The sequence below is a fragment of the Desulfovibrio piger genome (genome assembly GCF_012843875.1).
In the GTDB taxonomy this organism is placed as follows: Bacteria; Desulfobacterota; Desulfovibrionia; order Desulfovibrionales; family Desulfovibrionaceae; genus Desulfovibrio.
The window spans coordinates 21,890-41,250 of record NZ_JABAFY010000020.1 but is presented as its reverse complement, the minus strand read 5'-3'; the positions used below and the strand labels follow the sequence as shown (position 1 = coordinate 41,250).

The 19,361-nt window shown below is 43.8% G+C and carries 12 protein-coding genes; 10 read left to right on the top strand and 2 right to left on the bottom strand.

Annotated features, from left to right (window positions below; genetic code table 11):
- Window positions 1-986: 986 nt before the first annotated feature.
- The 6 genes from HF854_RS06795 (at window position 987) to HF854_RS06770 (ending at window position 7,691) form a co-directional block, all read left to right on the top strand.
- Window positions 987-2,147: a phospholipase D-like domain-containing protein gene (locus HF854_RS06795; RefSeq protein WP_168935618.1), complete on the top strand. Its 1,161-nt coding sequence runs from the start codon at window positions 987-989 to the stop codon at window positions 2,145-2,147.
- Between the two features lie 429 nt (window positions 2,148-2,576).
- Window positions 2,577-3,749, top strand: a complete 1,173-nt coding sequence (locus HF854_RS06790) for a HipA domain-containing protein (protein WP_168935617.1) — start codon at window positions 2,577-2,579, stop codon at window positions 3,747-3,749.
- Window positions 3,750-4,439: 690 nt separating this feature from the next.
- Window positions 4,440-5,012, top strand: a complete 573-nt coding sequence (locus HF854_RS06785) for a YagK/YfjJ domain-containing protein (RefSeq protein ID WP_168935616.1) — start codon at window positions 4,440-4,442, stop codon at window positions 5,010-5,012.
- A gap of 33 nt (window positions 5,013-5,045) precedes the next feature.
- Entirely contained in the window at window positions 5,046-5,534 is a 489-nt protein-coding gene (locus HF854_RS06780) for a hypothetical protein (protein WP_168935615.1), read from the top strand.
- A 382-nt stretch (window positions 5,535-5,916) separates the two neighbouring features.
- Window positions 5,917-7,413, top strand: coding sequence for a Y-family DNA polymerase (locus tag HF854_RS06775; protein ID WP_168935614.1), 1,497 nt, complete (start codon window positions 5,917-5,919; stop codon window positions 7,411-7,413).
- On the top strand, window positions 7,410-7,691 hold the full coding sequence (locus HF854_RS06770) for a hypothetical protein (RefSeq protein WP_168935587.1): 282 nt from the start codon (window positions 7,410-7,412) through the stop codon (window positions 7,689-7,691). Before HF854_RS06775 ends, HF854_RS06770 begins: the two co-directional genes overlap by 4 nt.
- Window positions 7,692-7,818: 127 nt before the next feature.
- Here the strand turns inward: HF854_RS06770 and HF854_RS06765 are convergent, their stop codons facing one another.
- Window positions 7,819-8,391, bottom strand: a complete 573-nt coding sequence (locus HF854_RS06765; protein ID WP_168935613.1) for a recombinase family protein — start codon at window positions 8,389-8,391, stop codon at window positions 7,819-7,821.
- Window positions 8,392-8,532: 141 nt separating this feature from the next.
- Complete coding sequence (locus tag HF854_RS06760) at window positions 8,533-10,695, bottom strand: AAA family ATPase (RefSeq protein WP_168935612.1); 2,163 nt, start codon at window positions 10,693-10,695, stop codon at window positions 8,533-8,535.
- Between the two features lie 138 nt (window positions 10,696-10,833).
- On the opposite strand from HF854_RS06760, the gene HF854_RS06755 reads away from it, so the two are divergent.
- Genes HF854_RS06755 through HF854_RS06740 form a run of 4 tightly spaced genes read left to right on the top strand, consistent with a single transcriptional unit; the run spans window position 10,834 to window position 19,356 of the window.
- On the top strand, window positions 10,834-14,325 hold the full coding sequence (locus HF854_RS06755) for a helicase-related protein (RefSeq protein WP_168935611.1): 3,492 nt from the start codon (window positions 10,834-10,836) through the stop codon (window positions 14,323-14,325).
- Complete coding sequence (locus HF854_RS06750) at window positions 14,325-15,695, top strand: AAA family ATPase (RefSeq protein WP_168935610.1); 1,371 nt, start codon at window positions 14,325-14,327, stop codon at window positions 15,693-15,695. The genes HF854_RS06755 and HF854_RS06750 overlap by 1 nt, the downstream gene beginning before the upstream one ends.
- Window positions 15,682-16,467, top strand: a complete 786-nt coding sequence (locus HF854_RS06745; protein ID WP_168935609.1) for a retron system putative HNH endonuclease — start codon at window positions 15,682-15,684, stop codon at window positions 16,465-16,467. The genes HF854_RS06750 and HF854_RS06745 overlap by 14 nt, the downstream gene beginning before the upstream one ends.
- Window positions 16,468-16,470: 3 nt before the next feature.
- Window positions 16,471-19,356, top strand: a complete 2,886-nt coding sequence (locus HF854_RS06740; RefSeq protein ID WP_168935608.1) for a DUF1156 domain-containing protein — start codon at window positions 16,471-16,473, stop codon at window positions 19,354-19,356.
- Window positions 19,357-19,361: the final 5 nt, after the last annotated feature.

Sequence of the window (19,361 nt, the reverse complement as noted above, 5' to 3'; positions counted from 1 at the left end):
AATAACTCGTTGGGAAAGGTGCGTTGAACGTTTTACGGCTCTTGTCCACCTTGCTTTTTCTATGATTTTGTTGAGAAAGTTATAAAAATTGCCCATTAATTATGAAATGAGTTCTAATTGGTGTCGAGGGCGGGAATACTAAAAATTCCAATGCAAGCCGTTAATGAAAAATAAAATTTTCCAAGTAAACACTTTTTTTAGTGTTATAGTATTGCAGGAAATAGTACAAGATAAAGTTTATTTTTTTACAGAAATTTTGTAGAGTATATTTGTCTGTACAGAATTTCAGTGAAATTTTGATCAGGCATATATTTTCTTATTTCAATTCTAGAGTATGGAAACGAACGATTTTTGTTAGATGCCTCTACTAATGCCGATGTCGAGTACCAGCGTGCTTGTTTGAAGCGTACTAGTCATGAAGACTTTTTGTGCCAAGGGATATCCGAAGTTTTTGGGTTGAATCATGGGAATATCAGCAGTCGTCAGATCGCTACCGAGTTGATTACGCGAATCTTTGTCTGACTGAAGGAGTAAATTAAATTCAAATCCTGTTCATTTTATACGAGATTAATTTCTCCTGGTTGGCTGCATAACAAAAGACTATAGCTATAATTTTGTACACACTAGGATTATCAATAGGGATATAGTAAGCCTCGTTGGTGTTCCTCTGGGGTATGTTTTGAAGTAAATCATGGAAATTGCAAAAATACACTTGAAAAACCTGCATTTAGCGATGCTATTTTATCGAACTCTATGAAATACGGTAGTGTTGATCCTAAAAATAAGTTGTGTGTATGGAAAATATATTGTAGACAAACTGGAGAAGCTATCAACTTGTAGTGCGGATGGATAAAGTAACGCTATCAAAATTAATGAAGAACATCTTGTCAAAATGTATTTATCTGCACATTTCAGAAGAAAATCTCTAATAGTATCTAAAATTTTTACAATACTGGGTAACCCGCAATCATTCTTGGGAGAAGAAAATGAAAATCCTTAATAATTTAAACGACGCACAAAGCCACATAAATGAACTCTGTGACTGCCTGAAAACATTTAAAAAAGCATACATTTCAGTTGCTTTTTTAAAAATGTCAGGTTTAAGCCTTATTATAGACGCATTAAAAATATTTCTCTCCAAGAATGGTGAGCTCAACATTATCGCAGGACAAAACTTCGGACTGACTGATCCTGAAGCTCTAGCTAGCCTACTTAATTTATTAAAAAAATATCAAAGATCAAAGTTGTATCTTTACAAAGCTGAATTAGCTGACAGTATTTTTCACCCAAAGATGTATTTATTTGAAACAGATAAAAAATGTAAAATTATTTTAGGTTCTGCAAATATGACCAAAGGAGGAATAAGCTCAAATAACGAGATATCGATTAGCTTTGAATGTGAACTTAATTCTGATATTTGGAAACAATCAATATCAACATTTAATACTTACATATCAAACTCTATACCAGTAACTCGTCAGGTAATTGAGCAATATAGAATCTATTATGATAAGCAGCTAGTTTATAATAAAAAAATAAATTCTATTCCTCAGCGATATGATGTTAACTATGCTAGATTAGAGAAGTGCCTTACCGAAGAAATACAAAAAAAATTAAAAGATGATCTTTCGATACGAGAAAAGTCATATTGCGATGCCGTAAAAATATTGAATAAAATTGCAGACGAACCTTCTTTGACTGAAAAAGATTTCATTCCGTTGCTCGAAGATGTATTAAAGATTTGGTATTCAAGAGGATTACAGAGAAGAAAAACATCAATTTATAAATCTTATAAGGGATTTATTGAGCTAGTTCGTTTTATCCGGTGCAATAAATCAAAATGTGCGGATTATGTTTTCTCGGAAGCAAAGAAACGCGCAAAAAAAATTCGAGGTGTTGGGGTGAATTACATCACAGAAATTATGATTTCATATAATTCAAAAGATTTTGCTATATTAAATAGCATACCTTTTACTGTACTCACACAAAAAGCAGGCGTAACTTTCGGACATAAAACCCATAGTTCTTTCAACGGAAAAGAATATGCCGACTATTGTAATTTGATAAAAAAAATCTCAGAGGAATTGTATTTATCAAATATGCATGAAGCAGACATGTTTTTCTATGAAGTAAATGATGTAATATAAAAAGTAATCATTAATTTACTTATACTCGTTTTCTTCAAATGGCGAGAATAAGATAACGTAGCTCCATGAAACTGTAAAGATAACGTCAGTAAAAAGGCCTGAATTCAGGAAACTCTTCAACCAGGTAAAAAGTTCGTTCCATTAGCCGGACTCCTCCAGAGGAGCACGAGAGAAACATTGCTGAAATTGGATTCGTAAGACCATGACATTGGGGAGGAACAGCACGCTTTTTGATTTAAGGAAAACGTGGTATATCCGAGGCATAGAGTGTGTAGGGTTTGTGGTATCCCCTAATTGGGGGGATGGTTCACGGAGCTTCCTCATCCAGGTGGAGGAGAGGAAGAAAGGCGTTTTGCGTGCAGATGTGCACAGCTCGACACATGGAAAAAATTTCAGGTAAGCAAGCGAGTAGCCCAAAACGGAGCAGGTATGGCTGATTACATCTTGAAGCTCTTCGACAGGGAGCTGATTCGATTTTTCGCTAAGGATACCGGTGATATTCCTGAGATCTCCATAACGCGCATAGATCAGGATGCTCTGTCACTCATGCCGCTTGGAATGGAAGTGTCGGATAGGGGCCTTGCCCGTTGGCTGAAGCACAGAAAGATTCCCAGGAACAGAGCGTACATCCATTCGTTTCTGGCAAAGATCGGTCTATCTGCGAATAGCACAATGGGCATCATCGATGTCAGCAAGGGGCTTTCTCTCAACGACAGCTACTGGGTTGTACGGGAAGGGGATTCCAAAACCTTTGACCAGTGCAATCTTTACGACAATAAATTCAGTGAGTTGTTAGCCAATATTGCTTTTACCGGCTATGGCAGCTCTGTTCGTACATCTGTAGTATCAAGTCCTGAATTTACAACGAACGGTATGCTTCCGAAGTGCTGGCGCAGGCAATCTGGTAAAATATACCTTTATAAAGGTGGTACTGTAGGGGTATCAAATACAGGAAATGAGCCCTATTCAGAATACTATGCATGGCAGATTGCCCAGATACTCGGTGTGAATGCAATCGAGTATAATATCGCCAAATGGAAATCGAGACTTTGCTCAAAGTGTGAAATTTTCACAAGCAAGGATATTTCATTTGTTCCTGTGGGCAATATTGTAAAGCAAGGAGGAATGCAGGCAGTTATCGATTACTATGGAACGCTTGATTCTAAGTATAGGGATATGCTGGAGGATATGTTCGTCTTTGATGCTGTCATTGCCAATACTGATCGCCACTTTGGAAACTTTGGTTTCCTTGTGGATGCTGCAACAAATACTCTCAAAGCTCCTGCACCGCTGTTTGATCACGGGAATTCATTGTTTAATTTTGCCTCTCCCATAGAAATGGAGAGTAAGGATGATTTTATTAATTTCACTGATGTCCAAGCACCAGTGTGTTACAGCAACTTTTTCTCTGTAGCTAAGTCTTGTATGAAGTCAAGACATCGTGAAGGATTACGACATCTCCTAAACTTTAAGCTGAAGAAACATCCTCGTTATAACCTTTCTTCAAAGCGTTTGAAGTATATTGAAATTGCCGTACAGAAGAGGGCATCACTGCTACTTGAAGGGGAGACTCATAGCGAGAGTGAACTGAGCTTCTGGTAGACGAATAGAGAATGAGAACACCTTTGAGGTTTGTATTAGAATAATGTCCTTCAGAAGCAGACATGCAAGTAGCGTTACAAGGATTCCATAGAAGTTCTTTATGATCCGAAGAGACGGTTCAAACTATGGAAATCTTCTCTCGATCAGGGGAAAAATGGTGTAGAGCGAATTTTTAGCGGAAAAATCGGATAAAAAATGCTGTCCCCTCTCCTCAAACTGCTAGTCAGCTATGGTGCATAGGTAAGCTTTGAAGGCTCTCTGTTTATATAAGAGGGTTACTTTTGTGATATAGTTTTCGTCAAATGAGAATAAAAAAAGAGCATAGTATTAAGCTGTGCTCTTTTTTTATGTATAAAATAATTCGGACATACATAATATGAAGTTTTACTCTTCATGGTCTCTGCTCTTAAGGTTTATAACACTTAACCATATAGGGGGTATGTAATACTAATATAATATATTAAAATAGTAACTTTATATGGGAAATGGTTAGTAATTGTTTAAACATTAAAACGACAACTAAATATGCTGATTGAATGTTGAATATAGAAAAGTAATTGATTTAACAAAAAAGCAATATGGAATGTGGAAGTATATTTATCCAATACACTGCAAACATGTCATCAGCATATTTGCAGAGTATTGGCTCATTATTGTTTTATGTTCTTTGTCTAAATGTGGGGTGGAAATATGAAAAACAAAAACGTACAGTATCTGGATAATATCAAAAATAGTGTCAATGAGTTGTTAGACTTCTATGCAGACAATCATCGTAAAACATTATCCATCAGGTTTGATGTTAGATATCCTCAAGATTATACCGGAGATACCTCATCAAAAAATATATCTGATTGCATGGCACATATGGTCAAAAAGTATAAACGTCGTAAATGTGATCCGTATTATATTTGGGTACGTGAACAAAACAAAAGTGATCATCCTCACTACCATTGCTTGTTCTTGTTAGATGGAACTAGAGTTAAAACTTATAACCATGTCTTTAAAAGTGTTGAGACAATTTGGAATTCTACTCTAGATATAGATAGAGATTCAAAAGGATTGATAGACTACTGCACGAAGAAATCCAATAGGGATTATAACGGTAAAATGATTACCAGGACATCTGATGTTGAAAAGTTTGATTCAAGATTAGATGAGGTGAAACAGCAGGCTTTATATTTGGCAAAAGCATATACCAAAGGTCCTCTCTATGATGGACAGAGAAACTTTGGTATGTCACGTTTACCTAAAACGAAAATATAGATTCCAATATCCATCATCATAAAGGAGTTTATCATGGCTCGTAAAAGCTCTTATAATTATTCGATTCGTCAGTTCCCATCTGTACAAAATCAGTATACAGCTATCGTGTCTGTATCTTTGAGTGCTAATAACGTTTCACTTTCAAACTACGGTATTGCAAATCCAAGCACAGCTGATACCTGTAATGCAGTTACAATTATCAATGCTGCTAGAGCTGACGCTCAGGAACAGATTAAAAAACAAATAAGGTATATAATTTCTAATCCAATAGATGAAGAGCATAGAGATGTTGCAAAGATAGTTCAAGAGAATTCTGATGCAATAGCATTACCTCCAGCTAAAAGTAAAAATATCGGTGATGATGAAATGGCTGATACAGGTCAAAAGGATTATGTTATAGATTTGGCTGAGGAGAAGAAAGTACATGCTGGACATTTGTGTGAAGAAATGTTCGATCATGAGTTTGATAAGGCAACAGTAGGTGAAGTAAATGAAATGATTCGTGTTTTAAATAGAGTATAAATATACACATATAAATAGTGGAAGGAGATAGTCTTTTTATAGGTTATCTCCTTCCCTGTAAAATTCATCAAAAATGATAGAGTGTATTATTGTTGAGTTTTATCATCACAGTATTACGGGAGAAAAACTATCTGTATAAGATCAATTTTATCCTTGCAAGAGGATTCATCTGCATAATATATTTTCATCTTATTGGTCTTTATATTTTCAGATAAAAACATTATTATCTTTCCTTGACGAATATTTTATCAAACTAATATGTTTTATCACTTGGAAATTTTTTTGTTCTTGCTATAGTTTTGCCGCTGACTAGTAAAAATATCAAGATGATAGATAGAATTTCCGAAGAACCTCCAGATACAGATAGAGCAGCATGATTCATATGCCAGCACGCAGTTATATAGCCATCGATCTCAAGTCTTTTTACGCCTCTGTGGAATGCATGGAGCGTGGTCTTGATCCGTTGACTACTCACCTAGTGGTAGCTGATCCCAGCAGGACAGAGAAGACCATTTGTCTGGCAGTTTCTCCCTCATTGAAAGCTCATGGTATTCCAGGTAGAGCACGCTATTTTGAGGTCATCCAGAAGGTACATGCAGCCAATGCCTTGCGCAGACAGAAAGCTCCAGGGAGGAGATTCACGGGAGAATCCTCAGATGCTCTTGAGCTAGCTGCTGATCCTTCCCTAGCCATAAGTTATCTGACAGCTGTGCCTCGTATGGCTCTCTATATCGAGCACAGTACCAGAGTTTACAGCGTATATCTGAAGTATTTCTCTCCTGATGATATCCATGTTTATTCCATCGATGAGGTCTTTATCGATGCTACTTCCTATTTGAAAAATTATCGTACATCCGTACATGAACTCACTAAGACCGTCATTCTTGATGTGCTACGCAGCACTGGTATCACAGCTACAGCAGGTATAGGCACAAATCTCTATCTGGCAAAAGTGGCTATGGATATCATGGCCAAAAAAGTAGCAGCAGATGAGGATGGTGTGCGTATAGCCTGTCTGGATGAGATGTCGTATCGCCAGCAGTTGTGGCATCACACCCCCTTGAGGGATTTCTGGAGAGTTGGCAGAGGATATGTCCAGAAGCTGGAAAAGTACGGCATCAAAACGATGGGAGATATTGCCCGCTATTCCATCCATAGCGAAGATTTACTCTTTCGTCTGTTTGGGGTGAATGCAGAGCTGCTGATAGATCATGCCTGGGGTTATGAACCGTGTACGATGGCAGATATTAAGGCATACCAGCCATCTTCCAGGAGCATAGGTTCAGGACAAGTGCTGCATTCTCCCTATGAGGTGGAAAAAGCTCGTCTGGTGGTCAAGGAGATGGTGGACTCGCTTGCTCTGGATTTGGTGGGCAAGCGTTTGGTGACGGATCAGCTGGTACTGACGGTGGGATATGATATCGAGAGTCTGTCTCCTGAGCGTGGTTATACCGGTCTGGTGATTACGGACAGCTATGGGCGACAGCTTCCTCAGCATGGACATGGTACGGTCAATCTGGGCCAGTTCACATCTTCCAGCAGACGGATGACACATGCTGTTCTGGAGCTTTTTGATCGCATCGTGGATCAAAAGTTGCTGGTCAGGCGTATCAACTTGGTAGCAGCCCATGTCTTGCATGAAAGCCAGATAGGCAAAGACAAAAAGCCCAGGCAACTTGACCTTTTTACCGATTATGCGACAAAGCAGAAGCGGGAAGAGCAGGAACAGGGACAGCTCCAGAAAGAACGCAAGAAACAGGAGGCCATCCTGAAGATCCGTGAACGCTATGGCAAAAATGCCCTGCTGAAGGGCATGAACCTGGAAGAGGGAGCAACGACCAGGGAACGCAACCAGCAGATAGGAGGGCACAAGGCATGAGCAACAAGTACGATGATATCATCAATCTGCCACGTCCTGAGTCCAAGTATCCCCGTATGCCCAGAGCCAACAGAGCTGCCCAGTTCTCTCCCTTTGCTGCCTTGACAGGGCACGAGGAAGCCATTCGAGAGACAGCCTATCTGGTAGAAGCGCTCTCCAGCCAAGAGGAACCGATAGATCGTGGGGGAGAGCCATGTCGTCGATATGCTGCTGCTGGGAGGACTTCGCTAAAGGCGGATGATGTGGACTTTGGGAAAGAAAATTTTCTAGAAAATTGATGGGAAATTCAAAAAAATATCATTATATTTAAGTGTGTTGTTGGAATAATTTCCATATTTCCCTAGATTCCAGGATGCCTGTTTAGGGGGCAGTCTACAAGGGAAAATTGAGGGAGGAGAGTGGGACCTAATGCCTCTCGACGTGCTGCAAGGCCTTGTAGAGGGTAGTTCTGCTCACCCCAAAATAAGCTGCGACTTCCGTTTTGCTCTGCCCATCAGCGACCATCTTGCGAGCGAGTTCTGCCTGCTCTGGTGTGAAGGATGGCTTGCGTCCTTTGTACTTCCCTGCGGCTTTGGCAATGGCAATCCCTTCTCGCTGCCGCTCCCGAATCATGGCTCGTTCAAACTGGGCGACTGCGCCGATAATTTGGAGCTGGAGCCTCTGAAAGGGGTCTTCCGCTTTGCCTGCGGAAAAGGTGAGTCCTTCCTTGTGGAAGGAGACAGAAACATCCCGTTGGTTCAAGCTCTCGATGATCCGCAAAAGGTCCTGAAGATTGCGAGCGAGTCTGTCGATGCTGTGCACATGCAGCGTATCCCCATCACGGAGGTAGTCCAGGCAAGCAACCAGCTGTGGCCTGGAAGTATCCTTTCCACTGCATTTGTCGGTGAAGACCTTGTCCAAGTGAAAACCATCGAGTTGCCGGGCTGTGTTCTGATCTGTGCTGCTGACACGGATGTAGCCGATCTGCTTTCCTTCCATGCTTAGCCTCCAAATTGTTCAAATAAGGTTATAGAGACTAAACGTATTTGTCAATTAAATGGAATATGGGCTCTAAATGGACATCTTTCCATCCATTTGTTGGTGTCCATTTGGGGTACAGTTTAAAAATACATAAATTTATTATCTATTCACTATACTTTTATAGGCTTGCAGGATTCTTTCCTCATTATTATCGTATTTTGTCAGAATATATTCGATTGTTTTTCTTCGTTCTTTAATCTCGTTAGTAATATTTTGCAGACTTTTAAGATCGTGGTTATATCCTAGTGCTTTTAAATCCTTTGATACTTTCGATTCACCTATTTCAAGAATTCTTGCCGTTTCATTATTTTTTCTTTTGTTCTTTTTACAAATATAAATTGCTGCTAATCGAATATCTTTCTCTGTTTCATTCGTACAAATACTAGTAGCTGGCTTCTCGATAAAAGCCATAGAGGAATCTGTGAAATTTTTTATAAAAATAAAATTTTCACCATTTCCTTTATTATATCTATCATGAACATACTCGACAAGGATTTCATCTTTACTCAGTACTTCTAATTTTATTCCTAAATCCATTGCTCTTCTTTTTGTGATGCTCCCCTGCAGTTCTCCTTCACTATTTGTATGGTCTACCACAAGAAAAGAGATTCCCTCTTTCGTTAACCCTCTCATCCACTTGATAAAATTAGTTGGGTCATGCGCAGAAATTAAGCTGTAAAAATTGTCAATGATGATTAATTTAAATTTTTTAAGTTGATGGATATACTTTTCTTGCCATTCTTTATCAAGTATTGTCGAAAAATCAATATCTTCTTCTATAAATGAATACACAGAAAAACTTCTTTTCTCATGGCCAGAAATATCGTAGGCGCGTATAATTTTTCCTATAGTCTCATCTATTCTTTGTCCAGCCATTTCCCCGTCAATATAAAGAACATCTTGTGGTTCACAAGAGTTCCAAGGACCGATAGATCTATGTCCCATTCCAACTGCTTGCGCAATTGTTAATGCTAAAATTGTTTTTCCTGCTTTTTCTTTTGCGTAGAGCCAAATAATACTGCTAGTATCAATGATTGGGTTAAGGAGAGAAATTGACTTTCTTGTGGATCCAGGTATTTTATCATTGGGAGAGGCTATCATGTTTTGTTTAGGCAAAGTAACAGTAGTATTATCTTTTTTTAGCTCGTGTAGGACAGTATCTATTGAATGAAAAGTCTCCATTATGATTTCAGATCTAATGTCAAGAAATTCGTATGGTAGATGGAGTTTTTTTAGCTTTTTTGATGCCTCTAAAGCCTGTGAGTAGTCAAAACTATCGTCAAATAAAAAAATTATATTTTTATTTGTTAGATTTTTTGCATCATCTGATATATTGTTTATCCCACCATGCAATAGGGCAACAGTATAATCTTTTCGGCTAAGGTCGCTCTTTAATACATTATAGAGATATTCAACATTATCTTCATTGCAGCTATTTATGATTAAAATATTATCTTTTTTTTGTAGATTGCCAGGTTCTTCAGGGTATGCAATGATAGATGGAGGTGTGGGAATTCTAAAATATATTTGGCTGTTGTGATGTCTCCAAAGTGTAATGTACGCAGGCACAAATTCATTATCGCAAGTTTTGATTCCATAAAAATCTCCAATATATGTACCATGATTGTTGACGAGGCGTGTATGGAAATAAGAAAAATGACAATAAAACGTATCTTCAAGCAGGTCTTTATCTGAATAAATTGGATTATTTTCTTGGACGTAAAAATGTTTTGGTCTTTGTGTGTCAGGTTCCGTTTTCAGATGTGTGCTGATATAGTCATACAACTCTTCTATGGATGCACTGTAGCTTTTGGAGTTGAGGTGCGCATAAAATGAGATAATATCAAAGCCAAATACCTTCTGACCAGATAGAGAAGGGGCCTGTAAACTTTCTATCCAAAAACCAATATTGGGGGTATATTCAAAAAAAGAAGACTTACTTTCTTTGATATATATTTCAAAATCTCTGATTTTAACTTTATATGCACTCTCGGGAATATATTCTCTTTGGGTAATGGCTTTTATGATTTTTATTGGATTCAATATAAATGTAGTGCAAATTTTTTGTCTTTTATTTATGAGTTCTGCAGTTATGTTTAGGCTGTCTATATATTCTTCTGTATAATGTAAATATAGCTTATTCAATGTATCAGATATCTCAAAGCATAAATTATTATCTCTGTTTGTATATTTTCTAATAAAGGAAAACTGCGTGTCCTGGGGAGTTAAAATGGGAAAGCTTTGCATGGTGTATTCGCTCATTTGCAGTAAGTTATCTCGGGGGCATATTTCCTACAGCACTCATGATATAAAATACTGAAAGATTAGTAAATATTCTCGATTTTTGTAGTGATTTATGTTAGCCTATTTATATCGTTTTACGGAGCTAAGGGGGCTGATATGCGCCTTGAGGATATCAAGTGTGGACAGATTTTGACAGGTATTGAGCAGGGAAAGTGTTGTGAAGTCATAGCACTACAGCTCATTGGTAAAAATTCTGCGACATTGTATTATAAGCGTGACGGAGTACCACAAGAGAGAATGTTGACTCGTATCGACGAGCCAAATATTTCGATTGCAGACTCTGGCCGTCCTTGGAATTTCTCTGTTCCAGCACAAGATTTTAAACGAGCCGCTGAGGCCTGTCGTATCAGTCTTGCCTATCTTTTTGACCCTATGATGGCGGTCCACACATCCAATGTTCAGCCGTTACCTCACCAGATCACTGCGGTGTACGAGTCGATGCTCCCAAGGCAGCCACTTCGCTATGTCCTCGCTGATGATCCTGGTGCGGGTAAAACTATTATGGCGGGGCTTCTTATCCGTGAACTGATCATGAGGGCGGATGCCAAGCGCATCCTGATCGTTTCTCCGGGAAGTTTAAGCGAACAATGGTACGACGAAATGTCATCGAAATTCGGACTCCAGTTCGAATTGTTTGATCGCCGTATGCTGGATTTGTCACATAGTGGTAATCCATTTGATGATCATGATTTGTTGATTGCCCGCTTGGACCAGCTGGCTCGTGCTGAAGATTTGCAGGAAAAATTGTGGCTGTCCTCCTGGGATCTGGTCATTGTGGACGAAGCTCACAAAATGTCGGCTTCCTTTTTTGGCAATAAGGTCAGTAAGACGCAGCGCTTCAGGCTTGGTGAACTGCTGAGCAAGCGCACTCGGCACTTCCTTTTGATGACGGCTACGCCCCACAATGGCAAGGAAGAGGACTTTCAGCTTTTTCTCTCCCTGCTCGATGCGGAGCGGTTTTACGGTAAGTTTCGGGAAGGGACGACGGCCAAGGTCGATGTCAGTGATATCATGCGCCGAATGGTCAAAGAAGATCTGGTCAAGTTTGATGGTACGCCCTTGTTCCCTGAGCGACGTGCCTATGCCCTCAACTATCAATTGTCTGAGCTGGAGCAGGAGCTCTATGAGGCGGTCACCCATTACGTGAAAGAGGAGATGGGTAAAGCAGACAGATTGCAAGGCAGCCATCGTGGTCGGGTTGGTTTTGCACTGACCGGTCTGCAGCGACGTCTGGCCTCCAGCCCGGAAGCTATCTATCAAACGTTACGACGCCGTAAGCAGCGTCTGGAAAAACGTCTGGAAGAGCTGCGGAACAAGCAGGAGACCACGTTGTCCTGGCGAAATAGCGATATGCCGGATGACGCATGGGAAATGGAAGAGGCTCTGGATGCCGCAGAATTCGAAAAGGTGGAGGAGGAGCTTGTCGATCAGGCGACAGCCTCCCGGACTGAGGCAGAGCTGAAAGCCGAGATACTTGTTCTGGAAGACCTGGAACGTCAGGCTCATGAAGTCGTTCTTTCTGGCAAGGACAGAAAATGGGACGAGCTCTCTTGTCTGCTCCAGCAGAATGAGTTCATGCGCGATAGTGAAGGTGTCCAGCGCAAGCTCATCATTTTTACCGAGTACAAGGATACCCTGAGGTATCTCGCGGATCGGATCGGCAACCTGTTGGGGGCGCCAGATGCCGTTGTCGTTATTTACGGTGGAGTCAATCGTGAAGCCCGGCGTCATGTGCAAGACCAATTCCGAAATGATAAAATGGTCAAGGTCCTGGTTGCCACTGATGCCGCTGGCGAAGGGGTGAACCTGCAGAATGCCAACCTGATGGTCAATTATGATCTGCCCTGGAATCCCAACAGGCTGGAGCAGCGATTCGGACGTATCCACCGTATCGGCCAGCAGCAGATATGCCATTTGTGGAATCTGATCGCGAGCGGGACCCGCGAAGGCGATGTTTTCAAAAAACTTTTTGACAAGCTGGAAGTGGAGCGCCAGGCGCTTGGTGGTCGGGTCTTTGATATCCTGGGGGAAGTATTCAACGAAAAGAGCCTCAAAGACCTGTTGATCGAGGCTATCCGCTACGGGGAACAGCCCGAGAAAATGGCCTACCTGCATCAGCGGGTAGAGGGGGCACTGGATACTGAACGCCTGCGGGATATCCTGGACAGGAGTGCCCTTTGCAAGGAGCTGATGACTCCGGATCGTTTGTTCGCCGTCAAGGAAGAAATGGACAAGGCTGAGGCTCGCAAGCTCCAGCCACATTACATGCGCTCTTTTTTCATGGATGCGTTCCGCTACTTGCGCGGTATCGTACATCCTCGGGAAGAACAGCGATACGAAATCACGCATGTACCGGAATTGCTCAGGTCACGTGGAGATTCTTTGCGTCAGCAAAATAGTCGTATCCTGCCGAGGTATCAGCGTATTTGTTTTGAGAAAGAACAGATTCAGCTTCCGTTTCGCGTATCCGCTCCTATGGCGGAGCTCATGCACCCTGGTCATCCCTTGATGAAAGCCGTTCTGGATGCCGTTCTGGAACATGGGCGTGATCAGCTCAAACAGGGCTGTGTGTTCCTCGATCCTCAGGATGATGGCGTCCTTCCCCGGGTCTTGCTGTTCCTCAGCCATACCATTCGTGAAGAAAAAGATCCATCTGTCATCGTCTCCCGGCGTATCCAGTTTGTTGAAATGCGACAGGATGGCCAGGCTTTGGATGCGGGCTGGGCACCCTATCTTTCATATGAGCCGTTTCCCCAGGAGGATAGAGAGCTTATCGAAGACATCCTCCAATCGCCCTGGATCAGTCAGGATCTGGAAAAAATGGCTATCGGTTACGCCTCGGACGACCTTGCTCCCCAGCATTTTGAAGAGGTCAGTCAGCGGAGGTGCAAACAGGCCGACAGGATTCGCGATGCTGTGCGCGTTCGCTTGGCCAAAGAAGCCAGCTTTCAGCAGGATTTGCTGCTCAAGTATAAGGCAAAAGCCGAGCAGGGCGGAGATATGCGGCTCAAGATAGAGCAGACACGCAAAATCCTTGAAGAGCTGCGCGACCGGCGTGCTTTGCGAGAAGCTGAGCTGGATGCCATGAAGCATGTTGTCTCTACATCCCCTGTAGCTATTGGTGGGGCGCTTGTCATCCCTGCCGGTTTGCTGGCAGAGCGGAGACATGACTCTTCCGTCACGCTGCACAGTGTCGATGCTGCCGCACGCAAACGGATAGAAAAGCTTGCCATGCAGGCTGTCATTCAGGCAGAACAGGCACGAGGGTATACATGTGTGGATGTGTCTGCCCAGAACTGTGGCTGGGATATCACGAGCATACCGCCCCGGTCTGCCGATGGTTCCCTGCTGCCTGATCGGCATATCGAGGTCAAAGGCCGTGCCGCAGGACAAACGACGGTGACAGTGAGCCACAACGAGATTTGTGCCGCCCTGAACCAGCAAGAAAAATTCTGGCTTGCTATCGTCTTCGTGGATGGAGAGCGTGTGGATGGGCCGCATTATGTGCAACAGCCCTTCACGCAGGAACCGGAAATGAGCGTCGCCAGTGTGAACTACACCATCAAAGATCTTTTGGGATGGCAATAATGAATATCAAGTCGATAAAAATAGAAAACTTCCGTTGTTTTAAAAACATGGAAACAACGTTTGAAGATGACCTGACGGTATTTGTTGCCAAAAATGGCCAGGGAAAAAGTACGGTCCTTGATGCCATAAAGATACTTTTGTGGCCGTATGTGTCCGGTTTTGATCTTGGAAAGCAGACAAATGAGCCTACAGGTATCGAAGTTTGCGATATCCTGCGAAAAAAAACAGAAGCCGGCAATATGGAACCCGTTTTGCCTGCCTCGATCAGTGCCAAACTCACCCTGCATACCAGGACATCTTTTATCTCCGACAGAAGATATCGTGACAGTATCGACAGGCGAACAAGGACGAAAGACGGCCAGGGAACTTCGGAGCTGAAGAAAAAGGCAGCCGCGCTGCAAAAAAAAATCTTCTCGGAGAACTTTGGGCAGGATATCCAACTGCCCATAGTGGCCTATTACGGAACTGGTCGTCTGTGGAACATGCGTAAGCTCATGTCTGATGCCAGGGATGACAACAGCCTTTCCCGAACCTTCGGCTACAGAGGATGCCTTGATCCTTCCTCGACGTTCAAATATTTCGCGGAATGGTATATACAGATATTTAAATCCTATCGGGATGCGCAGATCATTGCCCTGGAAAGAAATATCGATAACAGCGAGGAGATCGAGAAACGTCGTATCCCTGTCAAAGTGGTGCAGCGTTGTATCAATGCTGTGATAACGGATCTGACAGGCTGGAAAGATATCCGTTATTCTACACAGGAAAACGCCCTGACGCTGAGTCATGAGACCCTGGGAGAACTCAGCGTTGACCAGCTCAGTGACGGTATCAGGAACATCTTTGCTGTTGTTGCGGATATTGCCTACAGGTGCCTTTTGCTGAATCCCGCACTGGGCGAAAACGCCGCACAGGAAACATCCGGTATCGTGCTGATCGATGAAGTGGATATGCACCTGCACCCGGCATGGCAGCAAACCATTCTTTCTGATTTGCGCAAGGCCTTCCCCAGAGTCCAGTTCATCGTGACGACACACAGTCCTCAGGTAATTTCTTCTATCCCTTCAAAAAATATTCGTATTCTTGATGAGGGTGTCGTCTACGATGCTCCCCATGGAACTGAAGGTGCAGAATCGTCACGAATTTTAAAAAGGATATTTGATGTAAACCTCCGTCCTCCCCAAAATGAGTATACTATTGCACTTCAGGAATATAGAAATCTTGTCTATGAAGATCAGTGGGATACTCCCAGGGCCAAGGAACTTCGGAGTAAATTAAATAAGAATTATAGAGATGAGGAGCCGCTACTCACAGAAATTGATCTCTATATAGAGAACAGAAAGTGGGAGCTTGGTTATGAAACTGATTAATAAGAAAATTGAGCCTCGCAGACTCAGGAAATACAGGAGAAAACACCCCTTAGGGACATGGCAAAAAGTTCCTGCACGACTGCGCAGGCACTGTCGCTACAAATGTATGAAGCAACAAGGCAACATTTGTTGTTATTGTGAATGTAGTCTTCATCATCAGACGATTAAGAATTTTTGCCGGGTAGAACATTTTCACCAAAAAAGTGATACGGTATCTGCGGGAAAGAATTGGCATCTTGACTGGCAAAATATGCTGGCAGCCTGTAATGGCAAGACTGATAAAAATAAAAGAAAAAAATATCCCCATCCTAATAATTTAAGCTGTGATTCGTATAAAAACTACCTGATACAAACAGGGAGACTATCTATTCAATGTGAGGGATTGATTATGAATCCTCTCCAACTTGCAGCTTTTCCCAATCTTTTTAAAGTCGATGGTGGCTCAGGGGAACTTAAGCCTGATGACAGTGCTTGTTCTCAAGTTCTTATCCCTGGAAACAAGTTGGCAACAACAAAAGATCTCGTACAGAATACAATTGATAGCTTAAATCTAAACTGCGATAGACTTCGTGCTAATCGAAGGACCGTATTATTATTTCTTAATCAGAGAATTGCACAAGAAAAAAAAGCTGGTAAAAGGCCTGATGTTGCTCTTCCAGCGATTGTCCACCAGTATTTTTCAAAAAAATGGCCAGCCTACTTTACGACCATTCGTTGTCGTCTTGGAAAATACGCGGAAGACTATCTCCATTCCATCGCCTTTCAAGGATAACCCATGCACTCCATAAAGACCCCCAAAAAGCTCATTGAAGTGGCCCTGCCCCTGGATGCCATCAACGCGGCGGCAGCGCGTGAAAAGTCCATTCGTCATGGGCATCCCAGCACCTTGCATCTGTGGTGGGCACGTCGTCCGCTGGCGGCGGCGCGTGCGGTCATTTTTGCCCAGATGGTCAATGATCCCGGCTATGAACGTCAGTATCAGCGCGGGATGAACAAGGAAGCCGCGGCCAGAGAGCGGGAGCGTCTTTTTGGTATCATCGAAGACCTGGTGAAGTGGGAGAACACCACCAACGAGGATGTGCTGGAGCGGGCACGGGCCGAGATCCGCAAGTCCTGGCAGGAGACCTGCAAGCTCAATCGGGATCATCCACAGGCGGCGGAGCTGTTCGATCCTGACAAATTGCCCGCTTTCCATGATCCCTTTGCCGGTGGTGGGGCCTTGCCGCTGGAAGCGCAGCGTCTGGGGCTGGAAGCCTGGGCCTCTGACCTCAATCCTGTGGCCGTGACCATCAACAAGGCCATGATCGAGATCCCTCCCAGGCTCGCGGGGCGCAAGCCTGTGGGGCCTGTCCCTCCCTCCACGCAAAAAGCCTTGCCCATATCGGATTGGAAAGGTGCGCAGGGGCTTGCGGAAGATGTGCGCCGCTATGGTCACTGGATGCGTGAAGAAGCCCAAAAACGCATCGGGCATCTGTACCCGCAGGTGGAGATCACGGCAGATATGGCACAGGAACGTCCTGATTTGCAGGAATATGTAGGCAAAAAGTTGACCGTTATCGCCTGGCTGTGGGCACGCACGGTCAAAAGCCCCAACCCTGCCTTTGCCCATGTGGATGTGCCGCTGGCTTCCACCTTTGTGCTGTCGTCCAAAGCAGGCAAGGAAGCCTGGGTGGAACCTGTGGTTGATGGCGACAGCTATTGCTTTACGGTACGCATGGGAAAACCGCCGGAAGCGGCGAAGAGGGGTACCAAGTCATCTGGACGAGGAGCAAATTTTCTGTGTTTGCTGTCAAAGTCTCCCATCGAAGGAAAATATATCAAAGCAGAAGGGCAAGTCCAGAGAATTGGGGCGAGGCTCATGGCTATCGTGGCTGAAGGAAAAAGAGGGCGTGTCTATCTTTCGCCTTTACCAGAGCAAGAAGAACTCGCCAGTACGGCCATGCCTCAGTGGAGACCTCATGGAGAAGTTCCTAGTCGATTGACTGGTGGAACCTGTGTTCCTTACGGCCTGAAAGAGTGGGGCGACCTCTTCACACCGCGTCAGCTTGTGGCGTTGACGACTTTTTCTGACCTGGTTCAGGAAGCCATCATCCGTTGCCATCAGGATGCCCTTGCTGCTGGTATGGGTGATGACGGCCTGGGATTGGAAGCTGGCGGTACGGGTGCACAAGCCTATGCCGAGGCTGTTGGGGTGTATCTAGGGCTGGCAGTTAGTCGCCTTACTGATATTTGTAATGCACTTTGTCGTTGGGAGGTGACAAAAACTCAAGTTCGAAATTTATTTGGAAGACAAGCAATTCCTATGATTTGGGATTTTGCTGAAAATAATGTATTTGCAGGAGCTGCTGGCGACTACGGAACAAGTCTTTCAAATCTTGTTAAATCATTTCAAAGCCTTCCTCAAAATGTTCCTGCTAGTGCAGTGCAAATTGATGCTCAGACACAGAATGTAAGTTTAAGAAAGATAGTGTCAACAGACCCTCCGTACTATGATAATATCGGCTATGCAGATTTATCTGACTTTTTTTATGTCTGGATGCGTCGCACGTTACGGTCAATTTTCCCAGGATTGTATGGCACCATGTCTGTGCCCAAAACGGAAGAGCTGGTAGCTACCCCTTACCGTCATGGAAATAAGGAAGAAGCGGAAGCCTTCTTTTTGCAGGGTATGAGCCAGGCTATCCGCAATCTGGCGGAGCATGCGCATCCGGCTTTTCCGGTCACTATTTACTATGCCTTCAAACAGTCAGAAACACAGGTTGATTCTGGCACGTCCAGTACAGGTTGGGAGACTTTTCTGGAAGCTGTCTTGCGGGCGGGCTTTGCCATTTGCGGGACATGGCCTATGCGCACTGAGCTGGGAAATCGCATGATCAGCTCCGGCACCAATGCCCTTGCCTCATCCATCGTGCTGGTTTGTCGCAAACGTCCTGACGATGCGCCGAGTATCAGTCGCCGGGAATTTCTGCGTGAGCTGAATGATGTCCTGCCTGTGGCCTTCGAAGAAATGACGCGTGGCGGCGTCAACTCTCCTGTGGCACCTGTAGACCTTTCCCAGGCCATCATCGGTCCCGGTATGGCTGTGTTCAGCAAATATAAAACTGTGCTGGAAGCGGATGGTTCCCCCATGAGCGTCAAGACAGCCCTGCGCATCATCAACCGTTTCTTCGGCGAAGATGATGACTTTGACAATGATACCATGTTTTGCCTTGACTGGTTTGCAGCCAATGGCTGGGCGGCTGGCAAGTTTGGTGAAGCCGATGTGCTGGCACGTGCCAAGGGCACCAGTGCTGCTGGTCTGGCTCAGGCAGGTGTGGCTGAATCCGGTGGGGGAGAGGTACGCCTGTTGCGCTGGCAGGAAATGCCGGATGGCTGGGACCCTGTGCATGATGCACGCAAGCCTGTCTGGGAATCCCTGCACCAACTGATCCGCCATTTGAACCTGCATGGGGAAGGGGCCGCCGGTGCGTTGCTGGCTCGTTGCGGCACGCAGACCGGCGCCATACGCGCTCTGGCCTATCGCTTGTATACCCTGTGTGAACGTAAAGGCTGGGCGGACGATGCCCGCGCCTACAATGAACTTGTGGTCGCCTGGTCAGATATCGAACAGGCGTCGCTCCAGGCATCTGTGCCGCAGCCTGAACAGGGTTCGCTGCTGTAAGGAGA

Coding starts and splice junctions, on each gene's coding strand:
- HF854_RS06755 (WP_168935611.1), top strand. CDS start 10,834: ATGCGCCTTGAGGATATCAAGTGTGGACAGATTTTGACAGGTATTGAG.
- HF854_RS06790 (WP_168935617.1), top strand. CDS start 2,577: ATGGCTGATTACATCTTGAAGCTCTTCGACAGGGAGCTGATTCGATTT.
- HF854_RS06795 (WP_168935618.1), top strand. CDS start 987: ATGAAAATCCTTAATAATTTAAACGACGCACAAAGCCACATAAATGAA.
- HF854_RS06750 (WP_168935610.1), top strand. CDS start 14,325: ATGAATATCAAGTCGATAAAAATAGAAAACTTCCGTTGTTTTAAAAAC.
- HF854_RS06765 (WP_168935613.1), bottom strand. CDS start 8,391: ATGGAAGGAAAGCAGATCGGCTACATCCGTGTCAGCAGCACAGATCAG.
- HF854_RS06745 (WP_168935609.1), top strand. CDS start 15,682: ATGAAACTGATTAATAAGAAAATTGAGCCTCGCAGACTCAGGAAATAC.
- HF854_RS06785 (WP_168935616.1), top strand. CDS start 4,440: ATGAAAAACAAAAACGTACAGTATCTGGATAATATCAAAAATAGTGTC.
- HF854_RS06740 (WP_168935608.1), top strand. CDS start 16,471: ATGCACTCCATAAAGACCCCCAAAAAGCTCATTGAAGTGGCCCTGCCC.
- HF854_RS06760 (WP_168935612.1), bottom strand. CDS start 10,695: ATGAGCGAATACACCATGCAAAGCTTTCCCATTTTAACTCCCCAGGAC.
- HF854_RS06780 (WP_168935615.1), top strand. CDS start 5,046: ATGGCTCGTAAAAGCTCTTATAATTATTCGATTCGTCAGTTCCCATCT.
- HF854_RS06775 (WP_168935614.1), top strand. CDS start 5,917: ATGCCAGCACGCAGTTATATAGCCATCGATCTCAAGTCTTTTTACGCC.
- HF854_RS06770 (WP_168935587.1), top strand. CDS start 7,410: ATGAGCAACAAGTACGATGATATCATCAATCTGCCACGTCCTGAGTCC.